At 36.3% G+C, this 15,063-nt stretch carries 17 protein-coding genes; 11 read left to right on the top strand and 6 right to left on the bottom strand.

All coding sequences use genetic code 11. The features are described 5' to 3' along the window. Both MKO96_RS16910 and MKO96_RS16905 read right to left on the bottom strand, forming a co-directional pair. Window positions 1-871, bottom strand: an 871-nt coding sequence (locus tag MKO96_RS16910; RefSeq protein WP_240588148.1) for a collagen-like repeat preface domain-containing protein, incomplete at its 3' end; no start/stop codon positions are given. 113 nt (window positions 872-984) lie between these two features. After that, complete coding sequence (locus MKO96_RS16905) at window positions 985-1,950, bottom strand: tyrosine-type recombinase/integrase (protein WP_240588147.1); 966 nt, start codon at window positions 1,948-1,950, stop codon at window positions 985-987. A 113-nt stretch (window positions 1,951-2,063) separates the two neighbouring features. On the opposite strand from MKO96_RS16905, the gene spoVK reads away from it, so the two are divergent. Beyond that, window positions 2,064-3,020, top strand: a complete 957-nt coding sequence (gene spoVK / locus MKO96_RS16900; RefSeq protein WP_240588146.1) for a stage V sporulation protein K — start codon at window positions 2,064-2,066, stop codon at window positions 3,018-3,020. A gap of 29 nt (window positions 3,021-3,049) precedes the next feature. Here the strand turns inward: spoVK and MKO96_RS16895 are convergent, their stop codons facing one another. Beyond that, window positions 3,050-3,187 carry a hypothetical protein gene (locus MKO96_RS16895; RefSeq protein ID WP_165775587.1) on the bottom strand — a complete coding sequence of 46 codons (138 nt, stop codon included), beginning with the start codon at window positions 3,185-3,187 and terminating at the stop codon, window positions 3,050-3,052. 99 nt (window positions 3,188-3,286) lie between these two features. Next, window positions 3,287-3,910, bottom strand: a complete 624-nt coding sequence (locus MKO96_RS16890; RefSeq protein ID WP_000312270.1) for a trimeric intracellular cation channel family protein — start codon at window positions 3,908-3,910, stop codon at window positions 3,287-3,289. Window positions 3,911-4,002: 92 nt separating this feature from the next. Between MKO96_RS16890 and hflX the strand changes: the two genes are divergently transcribed. From hflX to MKO96_RS16855, 7 genes are all read left to right on the top strand, one after another. After that, entirely contained in the window at window positions 4,003-5,277 is a 1,275-nt protein-coding gene (gene hflX, locus MKO96_RS16885) for a GTPase HflX (protein ID WP_240588145.1), read from the top strand. Next, the gene (locus tag MKO96_RS16880) at window positions 5,270-6,541 is read left to right on the top strand and encodes a methionine gamma-lyase family protein (protein WP_000460307.1); all 1,272 of its coding nucleotides are present in this window, start codon (window positions 5,270-5,272) and stop codon (window positions 6,539-6,541) included. The genes hflX and MKO96_RS16880 overlap by 8 nt, the downstream gene beginning before the upstream one ends. 174 nt (window positions 6,542-6,715) lie before the next feature. Further along, the gene (gene glnR / locus MKO96_RS16875; protein WP_000656785.1) at window positions 6,716-7,105 is read left to right on the top strand and encodes a transcriptional repressor GlnR; all 390 of its coding nucleotides are present in this window, start codon (window positions 6,716-6,718) and stop codon (window positions 7,103-7,105) included. A gap of 48 nt (window positions 7,106-7,153) precedes the next feature. Further along, window positions 7,154-8,488, top strand: a complete 1,335-nt coding sequence (gene glnA / locus MKO96_RS16870) for a type I glutamate--ammonia ligase (protein ID WP_000135336.1) — start codon at window positions 7,154-7,156, stop codon at window positions 8,486-8,488. Between the two features lie 302 nt (window positions 8,489-8,790). Further along, window positions 8,791-9,114, top strand: a complete 324-nt coding sequence (locus tag MKO96_RS16865; RefSeq protein ID WP_001102619.1) for a PadR family transcriptional regulator — start codon at window positions 8,791-8,793, stop codon at window positions 9,112-9,114. Further along, complete coding sequence (locus tag MKO96_RS16860; RefSeq protein ID WP_087981581.1) at window positions 9,107-9,649, top strand: DUF1700 domain-containing protein; 543 nt, start codon at window positions 9,107-9,109, stop codon at window positions 9,647-9,649. The genes MKO96_RS16865 and MKO96_RS16860 overlap by 8 nt, the downstream gene beginning before the upstream one ends. Continuing rightward, a complete protein-coding gene (locus MKO96_RS16855; protein ID WP_240588144.1) occupies window positions 9,650-10,456 on the top strand; it encodes a DUF4097 family beta strand repeat-containing protein in 807 nt (268 codons plus the stop codon). A gap of 88 nt (window positions 10,457-10,544) precedes the next feature. On the opposite strand, the gene lexA is transcribed toward MKO96_RS16855, so the two are convergent. Then, window positions 10,545-11,165, bottom strand: coding sequence for a transcriptional repressor LexA (lexA, locus tag MKO96_RS16850; RefSeq protein ID WP_000413737.1), 621 nt, complete (start codon window positions 11,163-11,165; stop codon window positions 10,545-10,547). A 141-nt stretch (window positions 11,166-11,306) separates the two neighbouring features. On the opposite strand from lexA, the gene MKO96_RS16845 reads away from it, so the two are divergent. Continuing rightward, window positions 11,307-11,963 carry a YneB family resolvase-like protein gene (locus tag MKO96_RS16845; protein WP_046956545.1) on the top strand — a complete coding sequence of 219 codons (657 nt, stop codon included), beginning with the start codon at window positions 11,307-11,309 and terminating at the stop codon, window positions 11,961-11,963. 45 nt (window positions 11,964-12,008) lie between these two features. Beyond that, the gene (locus tag MKO96_RS16840) at window positions 12,009-12,248 is read left to right on the top strand and encodes a DUF896 domain-containing protein (RefSeq protein WP_001190582.1); all 240 of its coding nucleotides are present in this window, start codon (window positions 12,009-12,011) and stop codon (window positions 12,246-12,248) included. Between the two features lie 39 nt (window positions 12,249-12,287). Here the strand turns inward: MKO96_RS16840 and MKO96_RS16835 are convergent, their stop codons facing one another. Next, complete coding sequence (locus MKO96_RS16835) at window positions 12,288-13,871, bottom strand: bifunctional metallophosphatase/5'-nucleotidase (protein WP_240588143.1); 1,584 nt, start codon at window positions 13,869-13,871, stop codon at window positions 12,288-12,290. A gap of 184 nt (window positions 13,872-14,055) precedes the next feature. Here MKO96_RS16835 and MKO96_RS16830 point away from each other — a divergent pair, with 184 nt between their 5' ends. Continuing rightward, window positions 14,056-14,994: a phosphate/phosphite/phosphonate ABC transporter substrate-binding protein gene (locus MKO96_RS16830; protein WP_000915072.1), complete on the top strand. Its 939-nt coding sequence runs from the start codon at window positions 14,056-14,058 to the stop codon at window positions 14,992-14,994. The last annotated feature ends 69 nt before the right edge of the window (window positions 14,995-15,063 follow it).

The raw sequence follows: 15,063 nt of genomic DNA, 5'->3' as shown, positions 1-15,063 counted from the left end.
CACCGGTAGCGCCTGTGTTACCTTGAGGACCAGTGGCACCGGTAGCGCCCGTGTTACCTCGAGGACCAGTGGCACCGGTAGCGCCTGTGTTACCTTGAGGACCAGTGGCACCGGTAGCGCCCGTGTTACCTCGAGGACCAGTGGCACCGGTAGCGCCTGTGTTACCTTGAGGACCAGTGGCACCGGTAGCGCCCGTGTTACCTCGAGGACCAGTGGCACCGGTAGCGCCTGTGTTACCTTGAGGACCAGTGGCACCGGTAGCGCCCGTGTTACCTCGAGGACCAGTGGCACCGGTAGCGCCTGTGTTACCTTGAGGACCAGTAGCACCAGTAGCACCCGTGTTACCTCGAGGGCCAGTGGCACCGGTAGCACCTGCTGGCCCAGTAGGTCCAGTAGGTCCTTTAATGAATGAAGCAGAATTAACTAGAGCGGTTTGTAATGCTGCTATTAATTTAAGAAGCTCTTGAAGTGTGCAAGGGTCGATTCGGAATAGTTTTGTAATGTAAAGTAAATAATTAATTAGATTTTGAAGCTCGATAAATACAGCGCTTGCTACGAAGGTTGGATTTTTTAATATAGTTATTAAGTTTTTAATAATAGCTAGCCCTTGTGCTTTCAGGGAGGAAGTAGCGTCTAGTGAACAAATAAATTTACTTAGTAGGTTCAATGTATCGATTAGCTCTTCAATATTTTGAGGAGATGGATTTGCGAAAAGTTTTGGGATTATTTTTGTTAAATCAATAATGATTGCACGGAATGTTCTAAGTTGTGCCTTAGTAACTGGGATTGATGGGGTATTTTGGATTCGTCCGGCGCTACTTGGAAAGCATGGTTTGGAGAATTTGTTCTGACTGTCGTTATAATGAGACATTAAATCTCTCCTTTCTCATGAGGATATGAACGAAACTCATCATAGTAGATGCAAAAATTAGTTAAATGGTCATAGTAAAATCGTTTGTTTAAAGAAAAAATAGAAAAAACGCCTTATGATAAGGCGTTTTTTCTATTTTCTGCGTATTGATAATATCGTTTTAGTGAAACTTTTGATTTGAATCCAGCTAGTTTTATAATTTCTGACTCCGGAGTTTCTTTTTTTATTAAGTTTAAAATATAGGTGTTACGAAAGTGTTGTCCTGAGATTCCTTTACGTAAATTAGCTCTAGATACTTCAAGGCGAATCATTTTTTGGATAGCGATTTCTGTTAATCCCTTCGGTGCATCATTTTCGTATACCCATCTGTATGTTCCACGATTAAAATCAAATGCGATAAATAATGGGTCATGACTATGGTATTTTGGACGAACGGGTTCAGGGATGCTTTTGTAATAAGTATATAGTTGTTTTTTGTCTTCGTTAGTTAATGTAATTGTTCTTTCTACCCCTGCGGTTGCTGGGATAGAAAATGTGTTAGTTTCAAAGTGAACGTGATGCATAGTTAACGCTGTAAGTTCCTGTAAGGATAATCCATAGTCGATTAATAAGTTTAAAATAGCAACATTACGATCCATTAATAATGGGCGCACAGGACGTTGTTTTTCTGAAAGTCCTTCTAATGAAGTGATTATATGTTTTAATCTTTTTTCTTCATCAGATGAAATGAAATCTTCGTTACGAAGTGTGCGGTCTGGTTGAATAGAAATCTCCATGTTCTTTAATGGGTTAGGGATGTTTAGAAAATGATACATTCTATTTAATACAATAAATACACGGTGCATCGTTTTCTCTGAGTAATGTCGATTCTTTTTTAAGTCGAAAAAATAATCTTCATAGTCTTTTGTACAAAGTGTAGCCCATATATTACTGGAAGGGAGCTTTTTGTTTTTTTCTAACCAATGTCCGAAATCTTCAATGTCATAAACATAACGTTTAATGGTTGAAGGTTTTCGGCCTTTATTCAATAAAAAAATAGAAAAGGCTTGTATTGTATCATGGAATTCCGTTGTCTCCATAGTCCCACCACCTTCATTATTTCTTATATTATAGCAAACTTTTCTGAAAATAGTCATTTGCAAGGGAGACAGGAATAATAATATTTGGTGAGTGGATAAAATGAGGTGATTGTATGGAACAATCGATGCGAAAGAAAAATAATAATCAAATTAATATTGTGTTAAATCATCGAAAGAAAATTTCTTTACCGGCCGCAGAAAATAAAACAATAATTTCAAATGAAACTACTACGAAACATGAGATGCTGCAAAGAATTGAAGAAGAGATGGGAAAGCTTGTTGGGATGGATGATATAAAAAAGATAATAAAAGAAATATATGCTTGGATTTATGTGAATAAAAAAAGACAAGAAATAGGGTTGAAGTCTGAGAAGCAAGTACTCCATATGTTGTTTAAAGGGAATCCGGGTACAGGGAAGACAACTGTTGCTAGAATGATAGGGAAATTGTTGTTTGAGATGAATATTTTATCAAAAGGGCACTTAGTTGAAGCTGAACGTGCAGATCTTGTAGGAGAGTACATCGGACATACAGCTCAAAAAACAAGAGATTTAATAAAAAAGGCAATGGGAGGTATTTTGTTTATAGATGAGGCGTATTCATTAGCCCGAGGGGGAGAAAAAGATTTTGGGAAAGAAGCAATTGATACGCTTGTAAAACATATGGAAGATAAACAACACGGTTTTGTATTGATTTTAGCTGGATATTCAAGAGAGATGAATCATTTTCTTTCATTAAATCCAGGACTGCAATCACGTTTTCCATTTATAATTGAATTTTCAGATTACTCAGTAAATCAACTGTTGGAAATTGGAAAGAGGATGTATGAAGAGCGTGAATACCAGTTATCGAAAGAGGCTGAATGGAAATTTAGAGATCATTTACATGCTGTAAAGTACTCGTCGCAAATTACATCATTTAGTAATGGACGATATGTACGGAATATTGTTGAAAAATCGATTCGTACACAGGCTATGCGGTTGTTGCAAGAGGATACGTATGATAAATATGATTTAATTGGGATATCAAGTTGTGATTTGATGCTTGAAGAGGAGACGCACAGTACGTAAACTGTGCGTCTGTTTTTTGTATAAGTGCTTTACTCTTTTTTTGCTTTTTCTTGATAAGATTTATGGAAGTGTTCCATTTTAGCACTTTTTTCGTGTGCAGAATTAGGATCGTGTCCAATTTGACCTACTGAGCTTTTTTGAGCGCCTTTATTAACATGGTTTGTCATTTGTATTCACCTCGCTTTGAGGATTAGTATAAACATTATGTAAAGAAAAACTCATTAGAGAAGAAAAACCTCTTTACTATATGTAAAGAGGTTAGATTGCTATTTATGCATTGAACGTTCTTTTGTATCGATACGTCTATGCGGTAAATGCCATTTGTAATGAATAGAAACCATGCGGAAGCAAACAATTAAAATGAATAAGGTGTATAGAGCCCAATCGCTAACAATAATTTGAGCGCCGATTAAGAAACCTGCTAAAATCGTCCAAAAAGCATATACTTCAGCTCTAAGAACGAGAGGTTTTCTGCGGGCTAAAAGATCGCGGATAATACCGCCGCCAATGCCAGTTAAAACAGCTGCTACGATTGTAGCGCTAATTGGTAAATTTAATTTTTGAGCATATAATGCTCCTTGTACGGCGAATGCTGATAAGCCGATAGCATCAGTGATATTTTCCCACTTTTTCCAGTGTCTAATTAATTTATTAGGAAAAAGAAAAATAATCGTCATTGATAGTAGTGCGATTTGGAATAACATGTCTTGTTGCCAAAACGCGACAATCGGATAACCGATTAATAAATTACGAAGGGCACCTCCCCCAAATGCGGTTGCCATTCCTAAAATATACACCCCGAAAATATCATAATCCTCTTCCATTGCAACAATGGCTCCGCTTAGTGCGAAAGCGATTGTGCCTATGATGCTAAAAATCTCCCATGCCATGAATTTTCTCCCCCGCTAACTAGATGAAATGTGCTTCCTCTGCTATTATATTAGAAGGTTTAAATTTCGAAAAGGATGAGTGAACATATTTGATGGAAGAAAAAGAAAAAGTCATATTAGTAGGCTGTCAATTGCCACAAGATGATGATGAAAAGTTTATGCATTCCATGAAAGAGCTTGCATCGCTAGCGAAGACTGCACGAGCAGAATTATTAGTGTCTACAACGCAAAAACGACCGAAGTTTCATCCGGCGACTTATATAGGTAAAGGTAAATTAGAAGAGCTTACAATGTTAACGGAAGAATTAGAACCGGATGTTATCGTATTTAATAACGAATTAACGCCGAGTCAAATTCGGAATTTATCCTCAGTATTAGATGCGAGGGTAATTGATCGAACGCAACTAATATTAGATATTTTTGCGCAACGTGCGAAGTCGAGGGAAGGTAAGCTTCAAGTAGAATTAGCTCAGTTGCAATATACAATGCCACGTCTTATGGGGCAAGGATTGTCTTTATCACGTCTTGGTGGTGGTATTGGAACGAGAGGGCCGGGTGAGACGAAACTTGAGACGGATCGTCGTCATATTCGATCACGCGTTGATGAAATAAAGAAACAACTTGCGGTTGTTGTGGAGCATCGAAAAAGATATCGTGAGAGAAGAAAAGATAATAAAGTATTTCAAGTTTCATTAATAGGGTATACGAATGCGGGAAAATCTACACTGTTTAATAGATTGACGGAAGCAGATACGTTTGAAGAAAACTTGTTGTTTGCAACGCTAGACCCGACGACAAGGAAGATGCCGTTACCTTCAGGTTATACAGTATTACTAACTGATACGGTTGGTTTTATACAAGATTTACCTACGTCATTAATTGCTGCTTTTCGTTCGACATTAGAAGAAGCTGGTGAAGCGGATGTTATTTTACATGTAGTTGATTCAGCAGATCCTAATTATGTAGGGCATGAGAAAACAGTAAAGCAATTATTGTCAGAACTTGAAATTAATCATATTCCTATTATTACGTTATATAATAAAAAAGATGAATTACATCAAAACTTTATTCCGTTTCCGAAAAGTGACTTCTTAATGACTAGTGCCTTTGAACAAAGTGATTTATTACATATAAAAGAAGCGATAGAAACGAAAATGAAGGAAGAAATGGATCGTTATCAAGTGGAAATTCCACCGAGTGAAGGTAAGTTGTTAACGCTATTAAAGACGGATACGCTATTAACAAAGATGGAGTTTCTAGAAGATAAATTTGTATATGATTGCGGAGGGTATATTTTTGCTCATTCATCGCTTAATGTGCAATTACAGAGATTTTTAGTGGAAGAAGGAGAAAATAAAAATGTTTGATCGTTTGAAAAATGGAGAAAAAATTGCTCCAATCGTAAAAGAAGTAGAGAGCCAGATTACAGAAGTACATAAACGCGCGGATGAAGTAATTGAAAGCAATCAGTTTCGTGTGTTAGAAAGTTTTCGTAAACATAAAATTAGTGATTCGCATTTTATTCCGACGACAGGTTACGGTTATGATGATATTGGCCGTGATACGTTAGAAAAAGTGTATGCGGATGTATTTGGAGCGGAAGCTGGTCTTGTTCGTCCGCAAATTATTTCAGGTACTCATGCTATTTCTACAGCGCTATTCGGTGTTTTACGTCCGGGAGATGAGTTATTGTACATCACTGGCAAACCGTATGATACGTTAGAAGAAATCGTTGGTGTACGCGGAAAAGGTGTAGGTTCATTTAAAGAATATAATATTGGTTATAATGCAGTTCCGCTTACTGAAGAGGGGCTTGTTGATTTTGGAGCTGTTGCGACTGCAATTCATAGTAATACGAAGATGATCGGGATTCAGCGCTCAAAAGGTTATGCTACACGTCCATCGTTTACTATTTCTCAAATTAAAGAGATGATAGCATTCGTTAAAGAAATTAAACCTGATGTTGTTGTGTTTGTAGATAACTGTTATGGTGAGTTTATTGAAGAGCAAGAGCCATGTCATGTTGGTGCAGATTTAATGGCAGGTTCGCTTATTAAAAACCCTGGTGGTGGAATTGTTAAAACTGGTGGTTACATTGTTGGTAAAGAACAGTATGTTGAAGCGTGTGCATATCGTTTAACATCTCCGGGTATCGGTGCGGAAGCAGGGGCATCTTTATACAGTCTGCAAGAAATGTATCAAGGTTTCTTCTTAGCACCGCATGTAGCGGGACAAGCGCTAAAAGGTGCGATTTTTACAGCTGCATTTTTAGAGAAGTTAGGAATGAATACATCACCAGCATGGAATGCACCAAGAACAGATTTAATTCAGTCTGTTCAATTTGATGATAAAGATCGTATGATTGCATTCTGCCAAGCAATTCAATATGCATCTCCGATTAATTCTCACTTCACTCCATATGCCAACTATATGCCGGGTTATGAAGATGATGTAATTATGGCTGCAGGAACGTTTATTCAAGGTGCAAGTATTGAATTGTCAGCTGATGGTCCAATTCGTCCGCCTTATGTTGCTTACGTGCAAGGTGGGTTAACTTATTCACATGTAAAGATTGCGATTTGTTCTGCAATTGATGCGTTAATTGAAAAAGAATTATTAACAATTTCTTAAGGGGAAGCTGTCGATTTCGACAGCTTTTTTCGTGTGAAAGTAATAATTTATTTCATTAGAAAAAAGAATGAAAAAATTTATAAAAAATCATGTAAGAAAAGCTAACATCTATTGACACTAAACGTAACATGGTATAAAATGAGAAGCAGTTAAGGCGAAGGAGGAACTGAAACAATGAAAGAAGATAGACGTTCTGCCCCGCTGTTTCCTATTGGTATTGTTATGGATTTAACACAATTATCTGCACGTCAAATTCGCTACTATGAAGAGCATAATCTTGTTTCTCCAACCCGTACAAAGGGGAATCGTAGATTGTTTTCATTTAACGATGTAGATAAGTTGTTAGAGATTAAAGATTTATTAGATCAAGGCTTGAATATGGCTGGTATTAAACAAGTGTTACTAATGAAAGTAAATCAAACAGAAACAGTGAAAGTAAAAGAAGAAACGAAAGAAATTTCAAAAACTGAGCTTCGTAAAATACTTCGAGATGAACTACAACATACAGGTAGATTCAATCGGACTTCATTGCGACAAGGTGACATTTCAAGGTTTTTTCACTAAAGATAACTGATTCTGAAGGTGTTTAGAGGGACTAAGGAGGAATTTATAATGGCTAGGTACACAAGAGAAGATATTTTCCGTTTGGCGAAAGAAGAGAATGTAAAGTATATCCGCTTACAATTTACGGACCTTTTAGGAGTAATTAAAAACGTAGAAATTCCAGTGAGCCAATTAACAAAAGCTCTTGATAACAAAATGATGTTTGATGGATCTTCTATTGAAGGTTTCGTACGTATTGAAGAATCTGATATGTACTTATTCCCGGATTTAGATACTTGGGTAATTTTCCCTTGGACAGCTGAAAAAGGCAAAGTAGCTCGATTAATTTGTGATATTTACAATGCAGATGGCACTCCATTTGATGGCGATCCACGTAACAACTTAAAGCGTGTATTAAAAGAAATGGAAGCATTAGGATTCTCAGATTTCAATCTTGGACCAGAGCCAGAATTCTTCCTATTTAAAGTAGATGAAAAAGGAAATCCAACATTAGAATTAAACGATAACGGTGGATACTTCGACCTTGCGCCGATGGATCTAGGGGAAAACTGTCGTCGTGATATCGTTCTTGAACTTGAAGAAATGGGCTTTGAAATTGAAGCGTCTCACCATGAGGTTGCTCCAGGGCAACACGAAATTGACTTTAAATATGCAAATGCAATTCGTTCATGTGATGACATTCAAACATTCAAACTTGTTGTAAAAACAATTGCTCGTAAACACGGTTTACACGCAACATTTATGCCAAAACCATTATATGGTGTGAACGGTTCAGGTATGCACTGTAACTTATCACTATTCAAAAATGGTGAGAACGTATTCTTTGATCAAAACGGTGACTTACAATTAAGTGATGATGCTCGTCACTTCATCGCAGGTATTTTAAAACATGCACCAGCATTTACAGCGGTAGCAAACCCAACTGTAAACTCTTACAAGCGTTTAGTACCTGGATACGAAGCTCCTTGTTACGTAGCATGGTCTGCACAAAATCGTAGTCCGTTAGTACGTATCCCTGCATCTCGTGGAATTAGTACACGCGTAGAAGTACGTAGTGTTGACCCGGCTGCAAACCCATATTTAGTAATGGCTACGTTATTAGCAGCAGGTCTTGATGGAATTAAAAACAAATTAACTCCACCAGCTGCAGTAGACCGTAACATCTATGTGATGACAAAAGAAGAGCGCGAAGAAGCAGGCATCGTTGACTTACCAGCAACATTAGCGCAAGCATTAATTACATTGCAATCGAATGAAGTAGTGTGTGGTGCACTAGGTGACCATTTACTTGAGCACTTCATCGAAGCGAAAGAGATTGAGTGGGACATCTTTAGAACGCAAGTTCACCAATGGGAACGCGATCAATATATGTCTCTATACTAAGAGAGAAAAGCCTTGATACTACGGTATCAGGGCTTTTTTTATTTGTGGGCAAATATAAAGGCTTGTGAAATGAATTGGATGGGTGCCCGCAAAATGCCCGGAAAAAGTCATGTGGATTATTTAAAATGCGTGCTAGTTATGAATGAAAATGTGGAAGTTGAAATATGGTGTGGATGTATTTAATTCGAAAATTAAGTATTGAAAAATACAGTACCTTGCAATAAACAATACTAAGTGGTATATTATGGATATAATGGGTACCGTGTATTGAATAGTACTGAAATGAGAAAGGGGGATTGACCTTGAACGTTCAGTTTAAAAAAGGTGTGTTAGAACTGTGTGTTTTAGCACTTGTGAAACGTAAGGACTGTTACGGCTATGAACTTGTTCAGCAAATCTCAAATAAATTTTTAATATCGGAAGGGTCAGTGTATCCTTTATTACGTCGTTTAACGAAAGAAGGGTATTTTCAAACGTATTTGAAAGAATCTACGGAGGGGCCGCCTCGTAAATATTATCAACTAACTGAGCAAGGGGAAACGCAACTGAATTTGTTAGTAGCAGAGTGGCGTGATTTTGCAAAAGGCGTACAAGAAATTATTGAAGGGGTGGAATGGGATGAGTAAAGAGCAGTTTCTGAAAGAATTATCAAGTCATCTTAGAAAGTTACCGGAAGAAGAGAGGAAAGATATTTTATTTGATTATGAAGAGCATTTTCAGTTTGGGAAAGAAGAGGGGAAAACTGAATCGGAAATAATAAAAGGCCTTGGTTCTCCGAAAGTAATTGCGAAAGACTTACTTGCTTTGTATCGCTTTGATGAAATGAAAAAGGACCCATCTACTTCGAATATAACAAGGGCTGTCATGGCTGCGATTGGACTTAGTTTGTTTAATTTCATTATTGTGTTAGGCCCGTTAGTTGCAATTATCGCTTTTATATTTTCTTTTTGGGTCGGTGGGATTGCTAGTGTAGTGACACCATTTTTTGTTATTGCAAAAGTATTTATGGGTACTTTTATATGGTTGGATGTATTCGTTAGTATAACGTTTGTTGGAGTAGGTTTGTTGTTATGCATTATCGCTTATTATAGTACGAAGTGGTTTAAAAAGTTATGCGTACGTTATGTAATATGGAACTTCAAAATGATAAAAGGGGAGTAGATGATGAAGAAAATATTGTTAGTAGCTATCGCTTGTATCATTATTGGAGTAATAGGGATTTCACAAACATATGAAAAAGCAGTGCAAACTGCAGAAGAAGGAAATAAAGAAGACGTAATTAAAAACGAAACACTAAAAAATATAGAAGTTAAGTTAGATGCTGGGGATATTGTTGTCCAAAAATCTCCGGACTCTTCTTTTTATGTAAAGCAATCAGGAGATGTACATAAACAAGAGGTACTTATTACCGAAGATGGTGACACATTAAAAATTATTGGTGAAAGAGAAAAAGGTGCTTCATTTGATTTTTCCTTTTACAATTTCAAAATTCAAACGTCTACATTGACTATACTTGTGCCTGAACGTCTTTACCAAGATATAAAAGTAAATTCATCTGCTGGACAAATCGAAATGAGTGATGTGAAAAGTGATCACGTAAGTGTTGGAACACTCGCTGGAGAGGTAGATTTGAAGCATGTCACAGCTCAGAGTGTGGAGGGATCTACAAAAGCTGGTGAGGTGAATTTAAAAAAGGTAATAGGGAAAGTAACAGCGAAAACGGCTAGCGGGGATGTATATGTTGTGGATCATGATCCGAAGTATGATGTAGAGGCAAGTTCAACTGCTGGGGATGTAGATATTACTTTATTAGAGAAACCACAAGATGCAGTTATAACTGGGCAAAGCGCTGCTGGCGACGTGATGATTTTTAATGAAGAAAATAAAAATATAACAATTGGCAATGGTAGTAAAAAGATTAGCGGTAAAACAGCTGCTGGCGATGTGACGATTGAAACTCGTTCATAAGAAATAAAATGTATGAAAATCTATCAAAATACAAAAAAAGAAGATAATTACCGTATATAAATAAGGTAATTATCTTCTTTTATTATTCTTAATGTAAATCACGATATACGCCAATTACTTTTCCAATAACTGACACTTGTTTTAAAATGATAGGTTCTAATGAAGAGTTTTCCGGTTGTAGACGGAAATGGTCTTTTTCTTTATAGAAACGTTTAACAGTTGCTTCGTTATCTTCTGTTAAAGCGACTACAATTTCACCGTTGTATGCAGACTGTTGTTGGCGAACAACAACTAAATCCCCATCGAAAATACCAGCTTCAATCATACTATCTCCGGAAATACGTAACATAAATACTTGGTCTGCTCCAGCAACAATGCTAGCTGGAAGTGGGAAGTGATCTTCTACACTTTCAACTGCTGTAATCGGTAATCCAGCAGTAACTTTTCCGACAATTGGAACTTGAATAACAGATTGTGTCTCTGTATCCATTCGGTTGTCACCTAAAATTTCAATTGCTCGTGGTTTTGTTGGATCGCGTCGAATATATCCTTTTTCTTCTAGTCGTGATAAATGTCCGTGTACTGTAGAACTAGAAGCGAGGCCGACTGCTTGACCGATTTCACGTACGGAAGGTGGGTATCCTTTTTCTTGTACTTTTAGCTTAATAAAGTCGAGAATGTCTTGCTGGCGTTTCGTTAACTTTTCCATGTTTTCTAACACCTCGTTTTCTTTCATTTTTCTTATTAATAAGTATAACATGCGAAAAAACATTCTACAAACATAAGTTCGAACGAAAGACGAATTTATGATACACTATAAGGAAAATATAGTGAGAAAGAAGGGTTCAAAATGAATGCAATTATTTATGCACGTGTGAGCACAACAAAAGAAGAACAGGAAACATCATTATTGCGTCAAAAAGATGAATTATTGCATTTAGCTGAGCGCTATCAAATGAATGTTGTAAAGGTGATTGAGGAGCAGGCTAGTGGTTATACAATTGAACGTGATGGCATATTAGAAGTGCTAGATACAATTCGCGATGAACAAGTTGATGTACTTCTCATACAAGATGAAACGCGTCTTGGTAGAGGGAATGCAAAGATTGCATTAATGCACTGTTTACATAAAGAGGGAATAAAAGTATATACGCATACGCATAATGGAGAATTAGAACTCTCTGACTCTGATTCGATGGTGCTAGATATAATTGGGATTGTTGAAGAGTATCAAAGAAAGATCCACAATTTAAAAATTAAACGTGGCATGCAAAGAGCGGTAGAGAAAGGATTTCGTCCAGAGAATAATTTGAAAAATCGTCATTTAAGTATAGGACGTGAGAAAAAAGAAGTGCCAATTGAGGAAATTGTACGTTTACGCCGGAATGAATTAACTTTTGAAGAAATTGCAGCAACACTTCGTGGTTTTGGTCATGATGTTTCAAAAGCAACTGTACATCGAAGATATGTAGAATATACAAAGCAATTGCTTGATAAAGAGGACTAACTATTGTATGATAATAATCAGTTTTGAGTAAAAGGGGGATTCGAGATGCAAAGTCACGAACTCATTGAACGCATTAACTTCTTAGCGAAAAAAGCAAAAGCTGAAGGTTTAACTGAAGAAGAACAACGTGAGCGCCAATCGCTACGTGAACAATATTTAAAAGGATTTCGTCAAAATATGTTAAACGAACTTAAAGGAATTAAAGTTGTTAACGAAGAAGGTACTGATGTTACACCGGCGAAATTAAAAGCTTTAAAAAAGCAAGATAATGCAAAATTAAACTAAAAGATGGGCGAAGCCCATCTTTTTTATTTATTATATCCGTTATTTAATAACTTTCCAGTTGTTATTGACTGTTGCTTCTATCTTTTTGTGCTTCAATATATAGTTAGCGATAAGTTCAGACATATCTGTTGGTATGTCTTTTATTACGGGCTTATTTTGAAACATAAAGAAGTTCCCTCCGCCGCTTGCACGATAATTATTCATAACGACGTCGTATTCTTCATTCATATGAAGTGGAGCGCCTTTATACTGTAAGGATTCTACTCTCTCGCCAATTGGTTTGGAAATGTTTAATACGTACGAAATTCCTTCCCACATATCGTAATTATAGTGTTGCGGCTTTGGTTCTATGTAGGTAGGGTTTACGATGATAGTTCCATCTGCTTTTAATATGAAATAAGAAGCAGAGAGTTCAAGGGCATCTTTTATATCCGCTCCAGTTATTCTAATTACTTTTAATGTATTTGGATAAATATAATTAGAAACGATGTCACGCATTGTTACGCGATTAGGGAAACCTGGAGATGTATTATGGAATAAGCTTGTACAAGAAATGGAAACATTAGCTATATCCATCTGTATTTTATTTATGAATTCAATAAAAGGATGGTCTTGCAAACGAGTTTGCATAGCATCCGAAATTTGCATGTCCCCATAGATTACTCCAATAGGTTGATCGAGCCAATTTTGTGTTTTTTCTTCATAATCGGCAACCAAGGAAAGAATATGTTGGTCAGCCTCAATTCCTTGTACGGGAAATAATTGTGAGTAACTCTCTTTTTTCACCCATTTTTTTTCTGTTTTTTCGAATGTTACTGTTACTTTTCCAACGGAGTGTCCATTGCATCCAGTCTGTAAAATTGTTACACCATTCATTACGGTGTGAGCGATTTCCCGGTGTTGGTGGCCTGTTAGTAAAATGTCTATGCCTTCAATTTCATGGCACATTGCATATCCTTGGTTTTCACCTGTTAAAACTTCAGTCGGTACCCCAGTTTGTAAATCGCGTTCAAATCCCCCATGATAGGCTACGACCAATAAATCTGGTTTCTCGTGTTCGCGAATGTAAGAAACCCACCTTTTTGTTGTTTCTAATGCATCTTCAAATTGTAAATCTTGAATGTGATGGGGTTGTTCCCAATTGGGAATGTAATGCGTTGTTATCCCTAAAATAGCAATTTTTATATTTGATTCAATATGTTTTATTATATATGGTTTTCCGAAATAAGGTTCTTTTCTGTTTTTATCTAAAATATTTGCTGATAGATACGGGAAGTTTGCAGCGGAAATAGCATTATTTAATATGTCCATTCCATAATTAAATTCATGATTCCCAATAACTGCAGCATCATAACGTAAATAGTTCGCTAATAAAGACATTGGATTTTTCTTATCTTCTTCATATGTAGCGTAATGATAAGTAAAGGGTGTTCCTTGTATGAAGTCACCGTTATCAATTAAAAGAACGTTTCTATTTTGGGAACGTTCTTTTTTTATAAGAGTAGAAATTTTGGCTAAACCAATTTCAGCTTGGGAGTTATCTTGGTAGTGAATTGGATAAACAGTGCCATGTATATCACTTGTTAATAAAATGTTTAAAGTTACAATTTGATTTGGATTCAATATCATTCACCTTTTCTATTGTTATCTACTAATTAAGCATATCAAATATATGAAGAGAATTTTAATGAGAATGTATAGAATGTGTAAAGATTCTGTAAATAAGCAATTATCCGTGAAAATGTGTGATATATTTCTTCATGTTTACGGAAGACAATTTTATAACAACAAAATTGGAGGCATTAATATGTTGAAAAAAGTTTTTGCAATGAGTACGACAGTTGTACTAGCGGCGGGATTATTAAGTGGTTGTGGAACGAAAGAATCAAGTGCAAGTAAAACTGAAGATACGAAAAAAGGTTATGTACCGAAGACTTTAAATGTTCAATTTGTTCCTTCTCAAAATGCAGATACGTTAGAGGCAAAGGCAAAACCATTGGAAAAGCTATTAAGTGATAAATTAAATATTCCGGTAAAAGTTAGTATTTCAACGAATTACAATACAATTGTAGAAGCGATGGCGTCTAAGCAAGTAGATGTAGGGTTTTTACCTCCAACAGCGTATGTGCTAGCGCATGAGAAAAAGGCTGCAAACGTAATTTTACAAGCACAACGTTTTGGAGTAGATGATGAAACCGGAGCTCCTACAAAGGATTTAGTAGACTTTTATAAATCTGAGTTTGTAGTTAAGAAAGATTCAAATATTAACAGTGTAAAAGATTTAAAAGGTAAAAAAATTGGTTATCAAGATGTAACGTCATCAGCGGGGTATGTATGGCCTGCGGCTGTATTGTTAAAAGAGGGAATTGATCCGCTAAAGGATGTGAAACCTGTTACATTAAAAGGTCACGATCAGTCGCTTATTGCTCTTTTAAATGGTGATGTAGATGCATCTGTTGTATTCCAAGATGCTCGTAATATTGTAAAAAAAGATTATCCGAATATATTCGATCAAACGAAAATAGTGAAATTTACGGAAAAAATTCCGAACGATACGATTTCGGTACGTTCTGATTTAGATGCAGAGTGGAGTAAAAAATTACAGGACGCTTTCATTGAAATAGGAAAGAATGAGGAAGGTCACAAAATCATTAAAGAAGTATATTCACATGAAGGATATGTTAAATCTGATGATAGTAAATTTGATATCGTTCGTGAATATGGAAAGAAAGTAAAAACGCAATAATACATATGGAAATGGCGGCTAACTGGAAGGTGTATATTTCCAGTTAGTTTGCCGTTTTGAATACATAGA

The organism is Bacillus sp. ES1-5 (assembly GCF_022487605.1).
Taxonomy (GTDB): domain Bacteria; phylum Bacillota; class Bacilli; order Bacillales; family Bacillaceae_G; genus Bacillus_A; species Bacillus_A wiedmannii.
Note: the sequence above shows the minus strand (reverse complement) of the source record. Positions and strands in the feature narration are given on the sequence as shown.

What these genes read in the sequence shown, in the direction of transcription:
- MKO96_RS16840 (WP_001190582.1), top strand. Translation starts at nt 12,009, where the DNA reads ATGCAAAGTCACGAACTCATTGAACGCATTAACTTCTTAGCGAAAAAA.
- glnR (WP_000656785.1), top strand. Translation starts at nt 6,716, where the DNA reads ATGAAAGAAGATAGACGTTCTGCCCCGCTGTTTCCTATTGGTATTGTT.
- MKO96_RS16845 (WP_046956545.1), top strand. Translation starts at nt 11,307, where the DNA reads ATGAATGCAATTATTTATGCACGTGTGAGCACAACAAAAGAAGAACAG.
- glnA (WP_000135336.1), top strand. Translation starts at nt 7,154, where the DNA reads ATGGCTAGGTACACAAGAGAAGATATTTTCCGTTTGGCGAAAGAAGAG.
- MKO96_RS16905 (WP_240588147.1), bottom strand. Translation starts at nt 1,950, where the DNA reads ATGGAGACAACGGAATTCCATGATACAATACAAGCCTTTTCTATTTTT.
- MKO96_RS16830 (WP_000915072.1), top strand. Translation starts at nt 14,056, where the DNA reads ATGTTGAAAAAAGTTTTTGCAATGAGTACGACAGTTGTACTAGCGGCG.
- hflX (WP_240588145.1), top strand. Translation starts at nt 4,003, where the DNA reads ATGGAAGAAAAAGAAAAAGTCATATTAGTAGGCTGTCAATTGCCACAA.
- MKO96_RS16880 (WP_000460307.1), top strand. Translation starts at nt 5,270, where the DNA reads ATGTTTGATCGTTTGAAAAATGGAGAAAAAATTGCTCCAATCGTAAAA.
- lexA (WP_000413737.1), bottom strand. Translation starts at nt 11,165, where the DNA reads ATGGAAAAGTTAACGAAACGCCAGCAAGACATTCTCGACTTTATTAAG.
- MKO96_RS16855 (WP_240588144.1), top strand. Translation starts at nt 9,650, where the DNA reads ATGATGAAGAAAATATTGTTAGTAGCTATCGCTTGTATCATTATTGGA.
- MKO96_RS16860 (WP_087981581.1), top strand. Translation starts at nt 9,107, where the DNA reads ATGAGTAAAGAGCAGTTTCTGAAAGAATTATCAAGTCATCTTAGAAAG.
- MKO96_RS16895 (WP_165775587.1), bottom strand. Translation starts at nt 3,187, where the DNA reads ATGACAAACCATGTTAATAAAGGCGCTCAAAAAAGCTCAGTAGGTCAA.
- spoVK (WP_240588146.1), top strand. Translation starts at nt 2,064, where the DNA reads ATGGAACAATCGATGCGAAAGAAAAATAATAATCAAATTAATATTGTG.
- MKO96_RS16890 (WP_000312270.1), bottom strand. Translation starts at nt 3,910, where the DNA reads ATGGCATGGGAGATTTTTAGCATCATAGGCACAATCGCTTTCGCACTA.